Source organism: Pauljensenia sp. UMB0895 (genome assembly GCF_030218905.1).
GTDB lineage: Bacteria > Actinomycetota > Actinomycetes > Actinomycetales > Actinomycetaceae > Pauljensenia > Pauljensenia turicensis_A.
The window spans coordinates 98,385-117,549 of the sequence record NZ_JASOQR010000012.1; the positions used below are offsets into that span (position 1 = coordinate 98,385).

The 19,165-nt window shown below is 55.6% G+C and carries 16 protein-coding genes, 1 tRNA gene and 1 pseudogene; 9 read left to right on the forward strand and 9 right to left on the reverse strand.

Features of this window, described 5'->3' with window-relative positions:
* The first annotated feature begins 26 nt into the window (after window positions 1-26).
* The 3 genes from QP503_RS04995 (at window position 27) to QP503_RS05005 (ending at window position 3,841) form a co-directional block, all read left to right on the forward strand.
* The gene (locus QP503_RS04995; protein ID WP_285084340.1) at window positions 27-1,604 is read left to right on the forward strand and encodes a UDP-N-acetylmuramoyl-L-alanyl-D-glutamate--2,6-diaminopimelate ligase; all 1,578 of its coding nucleotides are present in this window, start codon (window positions 27-29) and stop codon (window positions 1,602-1,604) included.
* Window positions 1,605-1,675: 71 nt separating this feature from the next.
* Window positions 1,676-3,154, forward strand: coding sequence for a ribosome biogenesis GTPase Der (der, locus tag QP503_RS05000; RefSeq protein WP_285084341.1), 1,479 nt, complete (start codon window positions 1,676-1,678; stop codon window positions 3,152-3,154).
* 114 nt (window positions 3,155-3,268) lie between these two features.
* Window positions 3,269-3,841, forward strand: coding sequence for a methylated-DNA--[protein]-cysteine S-methyltransferase (locus QP503_RS05005; RefSeq protein ID WP_285084342.1), 573 nt, complete (start codon window positions 3,269-3,271; stop codon window positions 3,839-3,841).
* Window positions 3,842-3,928: 87 nt separating this feature from the next.
* Here the strand turns inward: QP503_RS05005 and QP503_RS05010 are convergent, their stop codons facing one another.
* The gene (locus QP503_RS05010) at window positions 3,929-5,209 is read right to left on the reverse strand and encodes a DUF5692 family protein (protein WP_285084343.1); all 1,281 of its coding nucleotides are present in this window, start codon (window positions 5,207-5,209) and stop codon (window positions 3,929-3,931) included.
* 274 nt (window positions 5,210-5,483) lie between these two features.
* Between QP503_RS05010 and QP503_RS05015 the strand changes: the two genes are divergently transcribed.
* Together QP503_RS05015 and QP503_RS05020 are read left to right on the forward strand one after the other, a co-directional pair.
* Window positions 5,484-6,452 (forward strand): hypothetical protein, encoded by a 969-nt coding sequence (locus tag QP503_RS05015; protein WP_465245950.1) that lies wholly within the window; start codon window positions 5,484-5,486, stop codon window positions 6,450-6,452.
* Complete coding sequence (locus QP503_RS05020; protein WP_006681032.1) at window positions 6,452-7,477, forward strand: DUF5692 family protein; 1,026 nt, start codon at window positions 6,452-6,454, stop codon at window positions 7,475-7,477. Before QP503_RS05015 ends, QP503_RS05020 begins: the two co-directional genes overlap by 1 nt.
* 289 nt (window positions 7,478-7,766) lie before the next feature.
* On the opposite strand, the gene QP503_RS05025 is transcribed toward QP503_RS05020, so the two are convergent.
* The 8 genes from QP503_RS05025 to QP503_RS05060 form a co-directional block, all read right to left on the reverse strand.
* A tRNA-Pro gene (locus QP503_RS05025) sits at window positions 7,767-7,840 on the reverse strand.
* A 100-nt stretch (window positions 7,841-7,940) separates the two neighbouring features.
* Window positions 7,941-8,672, reverse strand: a complete 732-nt coding sequence (gene cmk, locus QP503_RS05030; RefSeq protein WP_285084345.1) for a (d)CMP kinase — start codon at window positions 8,670-8,672, stop codon at window positions 7,941-7,943.
* Between the two features lie 21 nt (window positions 8,673-8,693).
* Window positions 8,694-9,833 carry a prephenate dehydrogenase gene (locus QP503_RS05035; RefSeq protein ID WP_285084346.1) on the reverse strand — a complete coding sequence of 380 codons (1,140 nt, stop codon included), beginning with the start codon at window positions 9,831-9,833 and terminating at the stop codon, window positions 8,694-8,696.
* The gene (locus tag QP503_RS05040; protein ID WP_285084347.1) at window positions 9,833-10,582 is read right to left on the reverse strand and encodes a pseudouridine synthase; all 750 of its coding nucleotides are present in this window, start codon (window positions 10,580-10,582) and stop codon (window positions 9,833-9,835) included. Before QP503_RS05040 ends, QP503_RS05035 begins: the two co-directional genes overlap by 1 nt.
* A complete protein-coding gene (gene scpB / locus QP503_RS05045) occupies window positions 10,579-11,160 on the reverse strand; it encodes an SMC-Scp complex subunit ScpB (RefSeq protein ID WP_285084348.1) in 582 nt (193 codons plus the stop codon). The genes QP503_RS05040 and scpB overlap by 4 nt, the downstream gene beginning before the upstream one ends.
* Window positions 11,153-11,992, reverse strand: a complete 840-nt coding sequence (locus tag QP503_RS05050) for a segregation and condensation protein A (protein WP_006681037.1) — start codon at window positions 11,990-11,992, stop codon at window positions 11,153-11,155. The genes scpB and QP503_RS05050 overlap by 8 nt, the downstream gene beginning before the upstream one ends.
* Complete coding sequence (locus tag QP503_RS05055) at window positions 11,976-12,839, reverse strand: ParA family protein (RefSeq protein WP_285084349.1); 864 nt, start codon at window positions 12,837-12,839, stop codon at window positions 11,976-11,978. The genes QP503_RS05050 and QP503_RS05055 overlap by 17 nt, the downstream gene beginning before the upstream one ends.
* Window positions 12,840-12,862: 23 nt before the next feature.
* The gene (locus QP503_RS05060) at window positions 12,863-13,804 is read right to left on the reverse strand and encodes a site-specific tyrosine recombinase XerD (RefSeq protein WP_285084350.1); all 942 of its coding nucleotides are present in this window, start codon (window positions 13,802-13,804) and stop codon (window positions 12,863-12,865) included.
* 301 nt (window positions 13,805-14,105) lie between these two features.
* On the opposite strand from QP503_RS05060, the gene tkt reads away from it, so the two are divergent.
* The 4 genes and pseudogenes from tkt to QP503_RS05080 all read left to right on the forward strand — a co-directional run.
* Window positions 14,106-16,187: a transketolase gene (tkt, locus tag QP503_RS05065; RefSeq protein WP_285084351.1), complete on the forward strand. Its 2,082-nt coding sequence runs from the start codon at window positions 14,106-14,108 to the stop codon at window positions 16,185-16,187.
* 594 nt (window positions 16,188-16,781) lie between these two features.
* Window positions 16,782-17,738 (forward strand): DUF418 domain-containing protein, encoded by a 957-nt coding sequence (locus tag QP503_RS05070; protein ID WP_285084352.1) that lies wholly within the window; start codon window positions 16,782-16,784, stop codon window positions 17,736-17,738.
* 2 nt (window positions 17,739-17,740) lie between these two features.
* On the forward strand, window positions 17,741-18,784 hold the full coding sequence (locus QP503_RS05075) for a trypsin-like serine protease (RefSeq protein ID WP_285084353.1): 1,044 nt from the start codon (window positions 17,741-17,743) through the stop codon (window positions 18,782-18,784).
* A gap of 58 nt (window positions 18,785-18,842) precedes the next feature.
* A pseudogene (locus QP503_RS05080) lies at window positions 18,843-19,096 on the forward strand (IS3-like element ISAar45 family transposase); the annotation flags it as partial.
* Window positions 19,097-19,165 lie beyond the last annotated feature (69 nt).

The following is a 19,165-nucleotide window of genomic DNA, read 5'->3' on the forward strand; positions in this document are numbered from 1 at the left end:
CGCTATCCGGCGCTACAGTATGAGGCATGAGCTCAGTCGTAGATATTCGCCCCTCAGTTGTGCCACTGAGTGTTCCGGTTGCTCTGGCCAACGTTGGTTCCTATTCGGTGTGCGACGCCTTGGGAAATCCTCTCAGGGATCCAAACGGGCTTACCATCACGGGCATTACCGTTTCCTCGAACGACTGCGAAGAAGGCTGGGCGTTCGTCGCTGTTCCTGGGCTCACCCAGCACGGAGTTCGTTTTGCCCACGCGGCAGCCGAGGCTGGTGCAACCCTCCTTGTCACGGATAGTGAGGGAGCGAAGCGAGCAATCGATCAGAAAGTCGGACTGCCGATCGTTATTCTTAAGGATCCTCGTCGATGCGCAGCGACTATAGCCGCAACTCTCTACGGCCAGCCTGCGACAAAGTTGAAGACGATGGCCGTGACCGGCACAAACGGGAAGACCACTACGTCGTTCCTCATGCGTGCAGCTCTGGGCGTTGAGTTTCCGAATCCCTCCATCTGCGGAACCGTCGAAACACGCATCGGTAACCTACGTTTCCGTTCCGATCAGACTACGGCTGAGTCCCCTGTCATCCAGCGCTTCCTTGCCCAAACACTGGAAGAAGGACTTGGCGCAGCGGTTATTGAAACAAGCTCTCACGCTCTGAGCTTCGAGCGCGTTGACGACATTGTGTTTGACGTTGTCGGCTTCACGAATTTGCAACACGATCACCTCGACTACTACGGCGACATGGAGAACTACTTCGTCGCGAAGAAGTCGCTGTTTACTCAAGAACACTCACGACGCGGTGTTGTATGCGTCGATGACGAGTGGGGCCAGCGTCTTGCCCGCGAAGCTGAAGTACCGGTGACAACCGTTGCCGCGCTGAGCTCGAACGAAGCCGAGTGGCACGTTGAAAATACTCACCCCGACCGTTCGATCGGTCGCACGGTCTTTACGTTGGTGGATCCGAATGGCGCAGGGCATGATGTTGCAATGCCGATTCTTGGTGAAGTGAACGTTCAGAACACTGCCGTCGCCATTGTTGCTGCCGTTCAGCTTGGCTATGACGTGGATGCAGTCATCGCCGCCATTGAAAAGGCGGAGCAGGTTCCAGGGCGCATGGAAATGATTAATCCCAAGCCTCATAATCAACCACTCGTCATCGTCGACTACGCCCATACTCCCGAGGCTCTTGAGTGGACTCTGCGCTCAACAGCTGAGCTGACGAATGGAAAGCTTCATATCGTATTCGGTACCGATGGAGACCGTGACGCATCAAAGCGTGAATACCTTGCCGAAATCGCGGCACGAGAAGCTGACGTCTTGTGGGTGACCGACGAAAATCCACGTACTGAAGACCCGCAGTCTATTCGCGACTATCTGTTGCGCGGTATTACTTCGGTACGTCCGGACATGCACGATGTAACAGAAATTAAGACGTGCCGTCGCGATGCAGTGCGCAAAGCAATCTTGGCAGCCCAGCCAGGTGACACGGTGATTATCACCGGCAAAGGCTCGGAGTGGTATCAAGATTTCGAAGGCATTAAACACGAGTACAACGATGTTCCCGTATCGCGCGAAGTGCTCTACTACGACGTTCGTTCGCACATCTAAGAACGTGTGAGATTGCGCGTGAGCGCAAGGCTGACACCGCTTATGGGTGTGATGCCACGTAAGATGAACGGGTGAATGACGAGAACCTGAATCAGGACCTAGCCGCCGAAGAAGAAGCTGAGCTACGCGCTCAGCACATGCGAGCTTCTCTCGCTCAATTCGAGCTTGACGAGGACGATCTTGCACTGATCGACGGTGAAGCTTCTTTCGATGAGCGTAAAGAAGAACTCGCCGGTCTACCGGTTCTCGCCATCGTTGGACGCCCGAACGTCGGCAAATCAACGCTGGTCAACCGCATTATTGGTCGTCGCGAAGCTGTCGTTCAGGACACTCCCGGTGTTACTCGTGACAGGGTCTCCTACCCCGCCGAATGGGCAGGTCGCGACTTCACAGTCGTCGACACCGGTGGTTGGGAAATCGACGTTAAAGGTCTAGACCGTTCGGTTGCTGAGCAGGCAGAAATTGCCGTTGATCTTGCCGACGCCGTCGTTCTGGTTCTTGACGCAACCGTTGGCGTCACCGCTTCAGACGAACGCATCGTTACGATGCTTCGATCAAAAGGTAAGCCGGTGATTCTGGCAGCAAATAAGGTTGATTCTCCTCAACAAGAAGCTGACGCCGCTTACCTGTGGAGCCTCGGAATGGGTGAGCCCCACCCGATTTCTGCACTCCACGGCCGCGGTATCGGCGACTTGCTGGACACCATCATGGATGTTCTGCCCGATGAATCCGCCGTGGCAAGCGCACTGCCTCAGGGGGGGCCTCGTCGCATCGCACTTGTCGGACGCCCGAATGTCGGCAAATCTTCTCTGCTCAACGCGCTCGCGCAAGCCGAACGTGTTGTCGTCAACGAACTTGCTGGCACGACCCGCGATCCTGTCGACGAACTCATTGAGCTTGATGGGCGCCTCTGGTGGTTTGTTGACACCGCCGGTATTCGTCGCAAGATGCACCGTACGACCGGTGCTGATTACTACGCGTCGATTCGCACCCAGGCAGCAATTGAGAAGGCGGAAGTTGCTCTTGTCCTCTTCGATGGCTCCCAGCCACTGACAGAACAGGATATTCGCGTCGTTCAGCAGGTCGTTGATGCTGGTCGTGCACTGGTGATTGTCACGAACAAGTGGGATCTCGTTGACGAAGACCGCCAGAACGAACTGAAGAACGAAATCGAACGCGAACTTGTCCAGGTCCAGTGGGCTCCGCGAATCAACGTGTCCGCTCTGACCGCGTGGCATACGAACCGAATTACGCGTGCACTCGACACGGCTCTTGCCGGTTGGGAAACGCGTATCCCCACAGGTCAGTTGAACGCGTTCCTCGGCCAACTCGTTGCCGCCCACCCGCACCCGCTACGTGGCGGTAAGCAACCTCGTATTCTTTTTGGCACGCAGGTGTCATCACGTCCCCCGCGTTTTGTCCTGTTTACAACGGGTTTCCTTGACCCGCAATATCGCCGTTTCATTGAACGCCGTTTGCGTGAGGAATTCGGCTTTGAAGGAACTCCGATTCAGATCGGTATGCGCGTTCGCGAACGCCGCCGCAAGTAACGGGCACTGAACCAACTCGTTTTACACGTCAACCCTGTGGATAACTACCACGGGGTTGACTTTGTGCATAAAGTCTGTTTCGTACCATTCGCTGTTGAGCTCACCCAAGGAGTAATGATGCTTCACTGGACAACACTTTCTTCCCCCATTGGCGACCTGATGCTCATCAAGTCCGGCAAAGGCATCGTCAGAGTTGCCTTCGAATGCGAAGACTTCGCCACAGTACGACGTGATGTCGCACACTCGTTGAATGATGAGATGGTCGAAGACAGTAAAGAACTGTTTGAGGCCGTCGATCAGATTGAAGAGTATTTCGCTGGTCAGCGTAAGACTTTCGATCTTGCACTGGACTGGTCCCTGATCTCGGGGTTCTATGCGCGCGCTGCCCAACAAATGACGATGGTTCCCTTCGGTACGACATTGCCGTATTCAGGCCTGGCACTGCTTGCAGGTAATAAGAAAGCTCATCGCGCGGCTGCGTCAGCCTGTTCCCATAACCCGTTGCCTATCCTTGCTCCATGCCATCGGATCACGCGAAAAGACGGATCATATGGTGACTACGCTGGCGGGCGCGAAGCCAAAGAGTACCTTCTGACGTTTGAGAAGGAAATCGACGCAAAAACCTATGTCCCTCAGCCCATACTCAGGCCTCGCTATGTCGGGATTCCTGCTCCAACGTCAGACTAAATACACCACCATGAAATTCGTTTGGGGGTGTCATCAATGACGATAACACCCCCAAACTCTGCTGTAGCACACGAACGCTGATGACAGTCAGCGCTCGGTTCGAGCCTTCGGGTAGCGATGGTCCTTATCTCCCCACCACGGCATGTATGACACATAACCGTCAGCTGGCGGGTTTGGAGAATCGGGTTCGAAGCCGAGTTCTGTCGGAGTTTCGGGAATGCGATCAACAAGGAAGTACTTGTCCCTGTCATCGCAGTGGGTGCGGACGATCGTCTTGAATTCGGCGAGCTCGGGGTACAAAACACCGGTGATCGGATTGCGGCGGTAGCGAATGATCTTGTAGAGCCAGTAGACGAACAGGGCAACGTTTGCGATCAATGCTAGGACTGCACAGATGATGTTCGCGTTCGGATCCATCGTGGAGAAGTTAAAGGTGGAGTTTGGTGGAACGAGGATTTCCGGTAGCAATGTGTTCATAGAAATCCAGAACACTAACGTGAAGCACCTGAACCAAATCCACTGGCCCTTTGCCCATGTGAAGGCGGGAATTGTGCATGCCAGAAGAAGGGCTGCTGTGCAGTACCAGGTGTAGTCAGCGAGCGAGTTGTAGAGGAAAGCATGGTTCCACAGGTCGTAGGCAATAACCCACGGCCACACCATGTCAACCCAGATCAGGCCACGAACCTTCTGCTTGCCTGGCGATGTGGCGATGATCTTGCCTAGACCGGTAATTGTGATGATGTTGAGCAAGCCAGCTGCCGCGCTGATCAGGTTCCAGTAGCCACCAATAGTTCTAAAACCGGTTTCTGGATCAATACCGATATGGCGAGCGGAAAGATTCGACGCGACTGCTTCGTACCATGCTTGTGAATGGAGTTCGGCGGTCACGCCCCTAGCTTCCGGAAGGCCCGCGATCATATCGAGAGTGTGAGTGTCATTGACATGTTTCAGGCACTGCCAATCTGCTCCGCACGCATAGTAGGTGTCCGCGTTGAAATAGATGGTGAGGTCACGGATATTGGCTTCCATGATGTTGACTGCGAGACCGATCCAGAGTGCAACACCCAGCCAAATAGCGTATTTGTGCGCCTTTTGCGGATTTTTCTTCGCATAGACAAGGACGGTTCCGGTCATTGTTGCAGTAAGGATCATGATGGCGTATTTGCCGAATGGGAACCAACCGACCATTGGTGTGCCGTGAATCCAAGCATAGGGCATAAGTGCAATGCCACCGATCGTCCAGATAACGAAGATGGTCCAGTTCCACCGCCGGTTGATCTCAGCAACAAGCATCTGAGCGACGAATACCGCTAGCCACAGTGCATAGACCTTCGGGGAGCCAATTTCCCACAGCCAAAGTGACTCCATCAGTTTCCTCCTTGAAACACAGACGGGATAGTAGTTATTCGGCTAGTCTAGTGAACAAGAAAAAACGCGGAGCGAGATTGACCCAAAGAGGGATTTATAATTCCGCAGAAAGTTTTTTTAGCAAAGACGCTTAGGACTTTTGGCCGGGGTTTTATTTATCTCCTCTGCTTGCCCACAACTGGGCCTTGACGAGAGGAAGAAAATGTCAAAGAATTCGTCGAAACGTGGCCTTCGCACCGCTATCGGTCTGGGGGCTTTAGGTGTCCTGAGCGGGATGTATGGCTTCAGCCAGCTCAGCGGCAAAGCAACTCCGGAAGAACAAGCATGGCGTTATCCGGGCGACGATTTAATCGACGCAAATTACGATAATGGTTATTCTTCAACCTACGCTATTACAATTGAAGCCCCCGCTTACGCAGTGTGGAGATTATTCAAACAAATCGGTGCGGAAAAGAGTGGTTCATTTTCTTCAGAATTCTTAGAAAGAACATTTGCTCGACTCCCCTTCTTTAATTCCTACGAAATTCAAGAAGAATTCCAACAGCCAGATTCCATGATGCCCGGCGATATCGCCGCCTTCGATTACCACGGAATGTCAATGGAATGGGCCGATATTGTCCCCGGCAAATACATGGTCCAGTGGGTCGACACCAAGAATCCGCCAAAGGCACCTGGCTCCTACGCATTCCGTTTCCCTGGAATGACCCACTTCGCAGCAGCATGGTGCTTCTACGTCGTTCCGCTTGAGGGCGGTCGCACGCGTCTGATCAATCACTGGCGTATCGGATACGAACCTGACTCAGTTGCCATGAAGGCCTTGAACTGGGTCAATATCGAGTTTATTGGCGGATGCATGACCCACATGCAGAACATCTACGTGAAGCGCGTTTTGGAGTTCCGTAAGAAGCAGCATCACACCGGCAAGTTCATGCGTGGAGTGCTTGGCGGCCAGTTCTTCAAGTCCGGTACTCCAGCTGGTCGCTACGACGGGACTCCCCTGTTCGACGACACGTACACACAGTGGTTCCGATACGGCCGTAAGTCGCCTGCAGTTGCTGAGATTCGTATGCCCGTTACCGAAGATCCCAGCTGGCCACCAGTAGGACCGGGAACCCCATGGGAGCACGAGGTTGACGCCGAATACTTCGATGGATGGAGCGAACCCGCATTCGATTGGAACGAGCAGATCCGTCAGAAGATGGAAAAGACCTACTTGCCCAACTGGGGTAAGGAGGCCAAGTGATGGGTAACATCACGCCTCCCGACTATGCGACCCTCTTCTTCTTTGAGAAGGGAGAATGGTGGGACTATGTGATGTTGTTGATCGTCATCGCTGCCCTCGCATTCGCCGCCTGGCTTGCCCAGCGGAACATGTGGGTCGTTCTTGCTCTGTTCATCGTGGTGCCAGTATCGCTGAGTATCTTCTGGTGGCCTCATTCGACCGCTGGGACGAACTCCGCAGGCTGGTTCCCGATTGTGAAGCAGTATTCGGCTCTGCTTGGTAGCCTCTGTTTGGTTGCATTGCAGGTTTTCCCGAAGCTACGACACAACAAGTGGTATCTACTGATCCCCCCACTGTTGCTTAGCGTCAACATTGCCGAGGCTGTTGTTCGCGATTTCCAGTGCTACTTCATTCACGGCATTGATCCCTCTCAGGGAATGGTGACCTGGGGTGGTCCGTGGAACATCATGAACGGCATCGCTGGCATCTTGAACCTTCTCGCGATTTCCGGTTGGATCGGTATCTTCGTGTCGAAAGGCAAGGAACGGGGGCTAATCTGGGGCGATCTGACGATCGGTTGGATTATTGCGTACGACATTTGGAATGTTGCCTACGTGTACAACTGTCTTGCAGACCGAGCGTGGTACTCGGCAATCGCGTTGCTTGCCTCGTGTACGATTCCCGCGTTTATGAAGTTCGGTAAGGGCGCGTGGATCCAGTATCGTGCGTACACGCTGACGTTCTGGTCTGCGGTGGTGTTGACGTTCCCGCACTTCATGCAGGATTCGATGTTCGCTCACCGCAGTGCGCACAATCCATACGCGATGTTCATCATCTCGTTTGCTGCATTGGTTGCGAACATCATTGTGTTCGGCCGCCATGCCTATCGCATCGTGAAACTGCGTCGTAACCCGTTCAAGCAGGAGATTTACTCCGATACTCCGACCTACGTCGAATGGGTACGTGATCTTGCAACCGATGAGGACAAAGAACTGATCGCCCAGCGTATCGGTAAGACTCCCGCGGAAGTTGGGTACGTCAGCTGACGTTTCGGCTTACACGTGATGTGGCCGATTGGGTGGCACGAGGCCGCCGAGCCGGCCACATCTGTGTGCTTTGAAATCGAACGAGATCAGAAAGAACGTCACAGTCATGTGCTCGGCTTCGTGAACGTAAGCAACGAGGCCGACCGCGATGGCTGAGATCAAGCGAGAAGAAAAAGCCCGGAATTGCTATTAAACAATTTCTGAGGAATCTCACCATGAGATTCAACATGAGATCGGGGAGGAAACGACGAAGCCCGGAACCTCAATCGTTGAGATTCCGGGCTTTTTGTCGGGCTAGCGGGATTTGAACCCACGACCCCTTGACCCCCAGTCAAGTGCGCTACCAAACTGCGCCATAGCCCGTATTCGGTTTTACTGTCATTTTATCGACCTGACGATCATAGCCCACTTGTGGAATTAAATTCCACTTGGGAGCAGTCCCACGACAATAAAACGGCTTTTGTCACATCCTCGACACAAGATCAGCGTCGATCAGCTTGAGGATTTCCTCCACGACACCATCAATTCCCAGACCAGTAGAGTCGACGACATCTACGCCTTCGGCCGGTGTCATGAACTCAGAAACCTCGGAATCGGCAGCGTCTCGTTTGCCCACTTGATCGCGGACAGACTCCAAAAGTTCGTCAGTGACCTTCCCGTGAAGTTCCAATGTGCGTCGACGGAGGCGTTCTTCCTCGTCAGCAAGAAGAAGAACTCGCACGTCAGCATCGGGGCAGACAACGGTCGTAATATCTCGCCCTTCAGCAATCATGCCGGAACCGTTAGCGCGGGCCTCCATCATGCGTCGGCGCTGTTCGCTCGCCATCCACTTTCGAACCGGCAGGTTCGTCGACACCTTCGGAATGGCCAACGCAATACGAGGTTCACGGATCGCCACTGTCACGTCCGTGGCGCCGACATGGAAAACTGGGCTGACCGGATCAGAGTCCATGATCAGTGGCATTTCGTCAGCCAGAGCGCGGACTCTCTCCTGATCATCAAGATCGATCTCACGATCAAGCGCATACCACGTGAGTGCGCGGTACATCGCGCCAGTATCGAGATAGCCAATGCCCAGACGTGAGGCAAGAGCTTTGGAGATCGTTGATTTACCAGACCCTGCGGGACCATCGATGGCGATAGTGATGCCAACGTGGCTAATAGCGTCGCGTCGAGAGTCATCAGTGAAAGTCATTGTGTCCTCCATACCCATGTTTCAGTTTGAGTAGTTGATGAGTCGCCATCCGCGACGTTCCAAGTCAGCCTCAGCTTCACCAACGCGCGCCGGATCAATCATGATTCGAGCTAAGCCCACCTGCTGACCAGCAGAGTGCTCGAGCACAAGGTCTTCAATGTTGATGTCAATCTCGCCAAGCTCGCTGAAAAGTCGGCCGAGAGCACCGGGCGTGTCGGGAATCAGCACCTCGAGTTCGCCGTAGCGACTGGGGGCTCCACCGTGTTTGCCAGGAATACGCGACACTCCCCTGTTGCCTGCTTCCATAACGCGGTTAACGGCTCCGACGATGCCACCGCGAAGGGGGCCATGCTGGTTCGCAGCATCCAGGTGAACAATCAGATCATCGAGGTCACAGCGCAAAGCTGTAAGAATCGAGGCAACAGGTCCGGCATTACCGGCTAGAATCGCGGTCCACAGGCGAGGATCCGAGGCAGCGATACGGGTTGTGTCACGTAGTCCCTGCCCCGCCAGGTTCATTGATTCAGAACGTGCCTCTTCAAGACGTGCGGCGATCAGGGACGACACCAACTGTGGTACATGCGAGACAAGCGCCACCGACTCATCGTGAGTCGACGCATCCATTTCGTAGGGAACAGATCCGACGTCAGTTGCCAGAGTGCGCACGGCGAGGACTGCTGTTGGATCCGAGGTTTCGTGTGCGACGACAACCCAGGGGCGACCGTAGAACAGGTCAGCATCGGCGGCGCCGGCGCCTGATCGCTCACGACCTGCCATAGGGTGCGAACCAACGTAGCGTGAAGCGAGTGTTGGATCGCCCTTTGCAGTGCCAGCTTCAAGCACCCCCTGTGCAACGGCCTTCTTTACTGAAGCAACATCCGTAACGAACGCGGACGGGAATCGTTGCAAGGCCCCGACTACGCAGACGTCTGCAACATCCGGTGGCGTAGCCACAACAACCAAGGCGGGTGTGACATCGCTGGCCTCGGAAAATGGGAAGCCAGCACCGATATCTTGCGCGAGGCGCAATGAAGTTGGTGAAGAATCCTCGAGATATACGTCGACACCTGCCGCGCGGAGATTCAATCCGAGCGAAGCGCCCAGCAAGCCCGATCCAATAATCAGGATCGGGCCGGTTGTGGCGATAGGCCGAGTGGGCATCAGAGACCCACGGAAGAGTACAGAGCAACCAGAGCATTGCCCTTCACGCGACGTGTGGTGCCCGGTTGCAGGCGATCCAGGTGGATCGGGCCGAATGCGGTGCGCACGAGTTCACGAACCGGGAAGCCAACCTCGTCCATCATGCGACGAACCAGGCGGTTTCGACCTTCGTGAACAACGATCTCAACGGTCGTGATGTCACCGTAGGTGTCGACAACGCGGAAAGAGTCAACGGCAATCGGACCGTCTTCCAGCTCGATTCCGTCAAGCAACGTGCGACGAATGTAAGGCTTCACTTCGCCGTGCAGACGGGCAACGTAGGTCTTCGGGACTTCGTACGAGGGGTGGGTCAGACGGTTCGCGAGTTCCCCATCGTTCGTCAGTAGCAGAAGGCCGGATGTGTCGATATCGAGTCGACCGACGTGGTACAGGCGCTCCGGGTAGTCTGCGATCATGTCTAAGAGAGTCGGGCGACCTTCGGGGTCAGACATCGTGGAGACAACGCCGACGGGCTTGTTGATTGCCAGGACGATCGGCTTCGTGTCTGAGAAGAACACGCGCTCACCATCAACGTGAATGACCTGCTTCGTTGGATCAACGCGCATGCCCTGGGAACGCACAACCTGACCATCGACCTGAACACGTCCGTCCGCGATCATGTCTTCTCCAGCGCGCCGCGAAGCGATTCCCGCCTGAGACAGTGCCTTCTGCAGGCGAATACCGCCCTCAATGTAGGGATCGTTTCTCACAGCTGTTCCTCCAGTTCGTCCAGCTCATCGCTGTCCGGCAAATACGGTGCCAAGGGCACCAGGTCATCCAGGGATTTAAAACCCATCTTTTCTAAGAATTCGCGCGTCGTTCCGTACAGGTGCGCACCCGAATCTGTCTCACCGACTTCTTCGATCAGACCTCTAGCTACAAGCGTACGCACTACGGCGTCAACGTTCACGCCTCTAATGTGCGAGATACGCGACCTTGAGATTGGCTGGCGATAGGCAACGACGGCTAAAGTTTCCAGTGCTGCCTGTGACAGACGAGACTGCGCACTGCCCACAATGAAGCGCCCAACGAGGCTGGCCCAGCGCCTCGCGGAGTAGATTCGCCATGCTCCCCCAGTTTGGCGTAGTTCGAAACCTGCCGTTCTCTGCCCGTTTTCTCCGCGGTACGAGGCCGATAAGGCACAAAGGGCGTCATGCACTGTTTGGGGATTGACGTGGAGAGCTTCAGCTAGGTCGCCAACATCCACGGGTTCTGGAGCGACCATCAGGATAGCTTCGAGCGGAGCGAAGAGTTCTTCGTAGCCTGACATTTCACCGGTATCAGTCATTGCTCGTCTCCTGTTCCCTGTCGAGGTGAGCCCCATATTCTGCTTCGTCAATGTCAATGTCTGTATCGTCAGCGCCCGTCCAGGTCAGGATGAGTTCTGCAAGCGGTTCGTCTTGAGCGACCTCGAGCGCACGCCTCCTAAACAGCTCGAGAACGGCAAGGAACCTGGAAATGACGACGGCGCGCGACTCGGCGTCCGCCACCAGATCGGCAAACGTAAGGCGAGAGTAGTGTTTCAATTTGCTTGCAACAACACGTGCTTGCTCGCGCACCGGAACGACCGGGTCATGAAGGTGCGTGGTGACCACTTCAGGCTCGACGGTTGTAAATGCGCGGACCGCGGCGTTGAGCAGGTCGTTCGGACGAACCTCCCACTTTAATTCTGGGAGGAGGGCTGCGAACTGGGGTTCAAGCGGAACCTGGCGAGGAATATAGCCGGCGTTGTCATCCAATACTGATTCAATGTCAGCTGCCACCATTTTGAAAGCACGGTATTGCAACAGGCGTGAGAACAAGAGGTCGCGTGCCTCTAGGTCTTCAGATGCGATATCTGGGTCAGCTTCAGTTCGTGGTAAAAGTGACGCTGCTTTGATATCGAGAAGTGTCGCCGCGACGACCAAGAATTCGGTAGTACGAGACAGATCTGGAAAGATCCGCATATGAGCGATGAACTCGTCGGTGACCTCGGCCAGCGATATTTGAGTAATGTCAAGACGTTTGCGCGTGATCAGCTGAAGGAGAAGGTCAAATGGCCCCTCGAAAACGTCCAGGGTGACACGGAAGTCATCTATCGCCCCCTGTTCGACTGCGCTGGGCTCAGGCGGCGTCACCACGGGCTATGACCTCACGTGCAAGACGACGGTATGCACGAGCACCGGGATGATTGGGCGCGTAGGTAATAATCGGCTCGGTTGCGACCGATGCGTCAGGGAACTTCACGGTACGAGCAATATGCGTGGTGTAGATAAGATCACCGAATCTCTCGTCGAGGCGAGCAAGAACCTCACGCGAGTGCAAGGTGCGCAGATTGACCATCGTCGGGATGATTCCATCGATCTTCAAACGCGGATTAATGCGGTCGCGGACAGTTTCAATGGTGTCCACAAGAAGGGCAACGCCTCTAAGAGCGAAGAACTCGGTTTCGACGGGAATAATCACGCCGTGCGCGGCGGTCAGGGCATTTACTGCAAGCAGACCCAGCGACGGCTGGCAGTCAATGAAAATCACGTCATAGTCGTCTTCAATATGACGGATGACGCGAGCCAGCGCGGATTCGCGGGCCACTTCGTTGACCAGTTGGACTTCTGCCGCTGACAGGTCGATGTTGGCGGGGATAATGTCGAGGCCGTCAAGCAAGGTGTGGCAGATAGTGGAGCGGACATCTGCTTTGGGGTCAAGCAACAGGTTGTAGATCGTGCAATCCATGTCCAAGGTATTGATTCCAAGACCAACGGATGCGGCACCTTGGGGATCGAGGTCGACGATCAGTACTTTTCGACCGTATTCGGCAAGAGCTGCAGCCAAGTTAATTGTGGTGGTGGTTTTGCCGACACCACCTTTTTGATTGCATACGGCAATCACCCTGGCTGGACCATGTCCGTTCAGGGGTGCTGGAATCGGAAAACCTTCGGTGTCATCTGCGATGTCACCGTTCAATGTTGGCTGCACGTCTTTCGTCACACCTCAATGTTAGTTCATATTCGCTAGTTCGCGTGGGTGGCCTTTGCTCGCGGATGTGCCAGCTGGTAGACCTCTTTCAATGTTGTTGGTGTGACTCGTGTATAGATCTGGGTTGTTTGCACTGATGCGTGGCCAAGTAGTTCTTGGACGTCACGAATCGATGCTCCACCTTCCAACAAATGCGTTGCGAATGAATGGCGCAATGTATGGGGTGAAACGTCTTCATCAATCCCAGCCCTGCCTGCGGCGCGCTGGATTATTTCCCATGCGCTTTGACGTGAAAGCGCCCGGCCTCGTGAATTCAAAAACAGAGCGGGACTCCCCTGCCCGCGCTGGGCGAGCACAGGACGGGAGCGCACAATGTACGCCTCGATTGCCACTTTCGCGTACGAGCCGAGGGGCACAATGCGTTCTTTACGCCCTTTACCAAAGAGGCGGATAACGGGAAGCTCTTCGTCAAGGTCAAGATCATCAAGTGCAAGACCGACACCCTCTGAAACGCGCGCTCCTGTCGCATAGAGCAATTCCAACAGCGCACTGTCGCGCAGGCTGATCACGTCATCTCCGACTCGGGCAGCGTCAAGCAACGCGCTCACCTGCTCAACTGACAGTGCGTGAGGAAGGTGACTCCCCTGTTTCGGCGAAGTAATGCGAGCGGCCGGATTATGGATGTCGGGGCTGGTCGCCGAAACAAATGTGTGGAAGCTACGAATCGCAGCACTTGCCCGCGCAATTGACGAGGCCGCCGCTGGCTTGCCACTCAGCGTGCCTGCGCTCAGGTCGGCGAGGTGACGTTCGATATCAGCAGACGTGATCGTTTTCAGGTCGCTCATCCCGTGACTTTCAAGGTCTAAGCGATAGCGCTCAATATCGCGTTTGTAGTTGGAAACCGTGTTGATCGACGAACCTCGTTCAACCCGCAAATAGCCAAGCCACTCGTCAATGTACTCACCGATTTCGCTCACGCACTCAGCCTAGTGGCACTCCGACCCTAGACCCGCAAATACCCGCCCTACGAACGCCCGCGTGTTCCCACACCGGTGGGCAGCCTCGTGAATCGAAGACGAGGGCGAGGCTCGAATGAGACACTATCGAGGCGTTGAGTCCATCTGCTCAAGTAGGCGCGTATCTGAGGGAGAACAATTGCCAGCGACACGTGCACAAGTGAGCAGACTTTCCCCTCAACTTTTCGATTTTTCTTTCGCTAAACTAACAATCGTAAAAAGAATGCCCCAATGATGGGGCCTAACCCGGCTGGAGGCCGAAGTGACACTCAAGTGGGACACAATTGATGACCGTGCAGTGACCACGGCAAAAATTCTTGCGGCAGATGCCGTTGAACAGGCAGGATCCGGACACCCAGGCACTGCGATTTCCATCGCACCGGCCGCGTACCTGCTCTACCAGCGCCACATGCACATTGACCCGAAGGATGATCGCTGGCTCGGCCGAGACCGCTTCGTCCTGTCGGCAGGTCACTCCTCACTCACCCAGTACGTCCAGCTCTACCTGGCAGGCATCGGCCTCGAGCTCAATGACCTCAAGACCCTGCGCACCGCAGGCTCCCTGACCCCGGGGCACCCGGAGTACGGCCACACCAAGGGCGTCGAAATCACCACCGGCCCGCTCGGCACCGGCATTGCTTCCGCCGTCGGCTTCGCAATGGCATCGCGACGTATGCACGGCCTGCTGGATCCGGAAGCTGCCCTCGGCGAATCCGTCTTCGACACCAACGTCTACGCGCTCGCTGGCGACGGTTGCTTCGAAGAAGGCGTCTCCGCTGAAGCCTCCTCGCTTGCAGGCACCCAGAAGCTCGGCAACCTGACCCTCATCTGGGACGACAACCACATCTCCATTGAAGACGACACCAAGATCGCCTTCTCCGAAGACGTCCTAGCACGCTACGAGGCCTACGGCTGGCACGTTCAGCGCGTCAACTGGCTGCAGGAAGATGGCTCCTACACCGAAGACGTCGCAGCCCTCTCCGAGGCACTCGACGCTGCCAAGGCTGTCACCGACAAGCCGTCCATCATCGCAGTTCGCACCCTGATCGGCTGGCCGACCCCCGGCAAGACCAACACTGGTGGCATCCATGGCTCCAAGCTCGGTGGTGAAGCACTCTCCGGTCTCAAGGAAGCCCTCGGAGCTGACCCGGAGAAGATGTTCGACGTCGACGTTGAGGCAGTCGAAGCTGCACGTGCGAATGTTGCCAAGCGTTGCGCCGAATACCGCAAGGATTGGGACGCACGTTTCGAGGCATGGAAGGTAGCGAACCCCCAGCGCGCAGAGCTTCTTGAGCGTCTGCAGTCCGGCAAGCTCCCCGAAGGCTGGGAAGAAGCACTGCCGACCTTCGAAGCTGGCAAGGCAATCGCAACCCGTGCAGCATCGGGCACAGTCCTCAACGCGATCGCCGAAGCTGTTCCGGAACTCTGGGGTGGTTCTGCTGACCTTGCAGGTTCGAACAACACCTACATGAAGGGCCAGCCCTCCTTCCTGCCTGAAGGCGCATCCTCCGACGCATTCCAGGGCAACGAATTCGGTCGCAACATGCACTTCGGTGTCCGCGAATTCGCCATGGGCGCCATCATGAACGGCATCGCAGCCGACGGCCTCACCCGCCCCTACGGTGGCACGTTCTTCGTGTTCTCCGACTTCATGCGTGGTGCTGTCCGCCTCGCAGCCCTCATGGATCTGCCCGTCACCTACGTGTGGACGCATGACTCCATCGGCGTTGGCGAAGACGGCCCGACCCACCAGCCAATCGAGCACCTCGCTTCCTACCGTGCAATCCCGAACCTCGCAGTGATTCGCCCCGGCGACGCAACCGAAACCGCAGCTGCATGGCGAGCAGTCCTCGAGCAACGTCACCCGGCTGCCCTGGTTCTCTCCCGTCAGAACCTGCCAAACCCGGCACGCGGTGAAGGCACCGAGCTTGCCACCGCTGACGGCCTCGTCCGTGGCGCATACGTGCTCGCTGACACCGAGGGCACCCCGGACGTCATCATCATGGCTTCCGGTTCCGAGGTCTCCGTGGCACTCGAAGCCCGCGAAGCACTCGCGGGTGAAGGTGTGAAGGCTCGCGTCGTGTCCGTGCCCTGCCTCGACTGGTTCGAGCAGCAGGATGCCGAATACCGCGAAGAGGTTCTACCGTCGGCCGTCAAGGCTCGCGTTAGCGTCGAAGCCGGTATCGCTCTGCCGTGGTACCGCTACCTTGGTGATGCAGGTCGCGCAGTCTCCATCGAACACTTCGGTGCCTCGGCACCCGGTGACTTCCTGTTCAAGGAATACGGAATCGATGCTGACCACGTTGTTGCGGCTGCTAAGGAATCGATCGCAGCTGCACAGTGAGGTCGCCTTTTAGGTAAGGTCTAACCCACTGAAATACAACGGATGTAGCCACAGGGGAACATCCTCTGTGGCTACGTCCGTTTATATAGATAGCTGTGCTGTTTCGGCTTAGTCGCGTCCGGCAAGCTTCAACAATCACATAGCGCTGGGGCGTGCCTTTTGGCACTCCCCAGCTGCATTAAATATTTCGCATTAGACGGGAGCTTTTAACTCCCTCATCCCCCGGATGTCTAACCTGCATGAATGAAACCAACGGTTCGTATGCAGAACCTGAGGCGAAATCGTAAGCAAATCCATCACGGCATCACGCTTTCTTCCATGCCAAGGTCAGCCTTGAATAGAAGCATCTTCTACACATTCTCATCAGATCAAAACTGAGTTGTGGATGGCAACCGCCTACTGGTGTCATGGAATCCCGCGTTCGATTTGCTATCGCAAACTGTCAAAATAAAATTCAGAAGACACTCAGAATTCTCTAAATATTTTGCCAGATTTGGCAGTTATTTATAGATAGTCATTTGTGACACGTCGCTTTTAGGGAGCATGTTTAGCCAAAGAACAGTTCTCTAAAGTATGAGTAAAGGAGAGAACTGAGTGTCTAAACCTTCACGAATCGTGGGGCTTGATGTAGCGCGCTCACTCGCGATCATCGGAATGATAGTTATCCACATGGCCTCGCTACTTTGGAGTACCAAAGTAATGCTCTCTGGCCTACCCGCATCATTATTTGCCGTCATCGCCGGCGTAACGATGATGATTATTGGACGAAACTACACCAGCACCACTTTCTTGCGGCTGATAGCCCGAGGCGCTTTAATCATCCTCATCGGCCTGGCACTGCTGCCCGTGGGCGGACAAATCCAAGTGGTCCTCATCGTAATGGGCCTGGTAATGATCCTAGTTTCCTGGATGCCCGCATTGGGAACGTGGTGGAGGCTCGGTCTATTTATTGCCGCCACAATCGCCGCAACAATCGTGTACGCCCCCATCGAACTGCCACAGATTTATCCGCTATTGGCATGGATTGCATACTTCATCGGTGGCATGCTCCTTTTCGATGTGTACCTGCGCGGCCGACTACAGCGCACCCCCGATGCGAACAGCACCCCTCACACTCGACTGAGCTGGATCGTAACCGCTATCAGCGTTGTCATCGCTGGTATCGGAATCTACTTCCGATTTGACCCAAACATTCCCAGCTGGCTCAGCTTTACCGGTCACACCGGCGTCCTAGGCGAAGTTATCCTCGCCGTTGCCGTTGCAGCCGTAGTGATTCACCTGTGCCTGATTGTAGGAGACCACTCTCGAATCGTGGCCTATCCTTTCGCGGCCATGGGAACAATGTCGCTAACCATTTACATTCTGCACATTCTTACCGCTTTCTACTGGCAGCAAAACGTCGCGTTACATTCCACTGTGTCAGCAATCGGTTTCATCGTATTTTTCCTCATCGCAGCCAGCCTGTGGAAGAAGTTTGTAGGACAGGGTCCTGCTGAGAAACTCGTTGCCACCACGATCAAGGCCATTGTTCCTTCTCAGAAAGGGAATTAACCGTGAAAAAATCACTTTTTTCGGTCGCTGCCATTGTCAGCGCCACCCTGCTCATGACTGCCACTCCGGCTCTCGCACTCGAATATGGCGAGCCGGCGCCAGAAAATGCGGAAAGCAGTTCCGTTGCCGCGCTCAAAATGGGCAAAATCGGTAGCTTTGGTGACTGCACGGGCACACTCGTTGCCGACCAGTGGGTACTCACAGCCCGCCACTGTCTAGAGTCAGTCAACAATGAAGGCACCCAGGCACGCATCGCTGGAAAGGTCTACAACGCTGATTCCTGGGCTCTTTCGCCCACATCTGACGCGGGGTTACTTCACCTGACTGAGAAAGTGACTAACGCAACCCCCGCAAAAATCTCCCACGATATTCCAACCCCAGGGCAGACGGGAACTCTTTACGGTTGGAGTAGCAGCTCGTCAATGGCACGATCTGGACAGCTACCAATGGCCACAATGGTTGTCAAAGAGCTACTAGGTGGCGCGCCTTCCGGTTCTGACACGCCGAGTGCTCCCGAAACTCCTTCCGATTCCAAGGCACCTACCGGCGCTGATGCGTCTACAGAGACTGCCCCGCCACAGGCTCCACAGTCAAAACCTGGAATGACAGAAACTGGCCAAACCGAGTCTAAGCCTGAGGGGATGTCGGAAGGCCCAGCCGACAACTCCATACAGCCTAGGATCGAAACCTCTATCTTGGATGTGCAGTCAGTTTCTGGAGCTGGCATGCAGGGTGGTGACTCTGGTGGCCCGTTCTTTGTCGACGGAAAGCTTGCGGGACTTGCTACCGCCGCTGGAACTGCCAATGGGGATCCGGATCTTCCCTCCCCTAGTGCTGCAATCACCGCAGTTGCAGGCACCGCCGAATGGATCGACAACATTATCTCTGGCCGCGACACCCAAAGCGTTCTCACTGCAGAAAACACTCCTGCACCGCCAGAGAACATTCAAACCAGTAGCGATAACATTTGGGGCTACCTTGCGATCGCACTCGTAGGCCTTGCTGTGGGAGCAATCGGCTCACGTATCCGCAATGCGCGCCAGTAAGGATTCCTACTGGACTGTCGAGCGAATAGCATTTCACGCCCCCCAAATGATCTACCCGCTCGTCCGAGAGCTGGCCGCGACCGGAGCCCGGGTTCGGGTGCCGGTCGCGGTGACGTGCCGGCTACTTGGCTTCAGTGAGCAGGCCTACTATCAGTGGCTGAAAGCCTGAGATCCGCGCGCGAGGTCGAGGAGGAAGACCTCATCGGGGCGCTGCGCCAGCTCCACGAAGACGACCCCGAAGGCGGCTACCGAGTTCTGGCCGATGATCTGCACGACCTCGGCTACAAGATCAGTGAACGGCGCGTGTGGCGACATAAACCCCCGGACTCAACCAAACCTTCAGCAGACCCCTACGACGAAAGCGGCGGGTTAATCCCAACA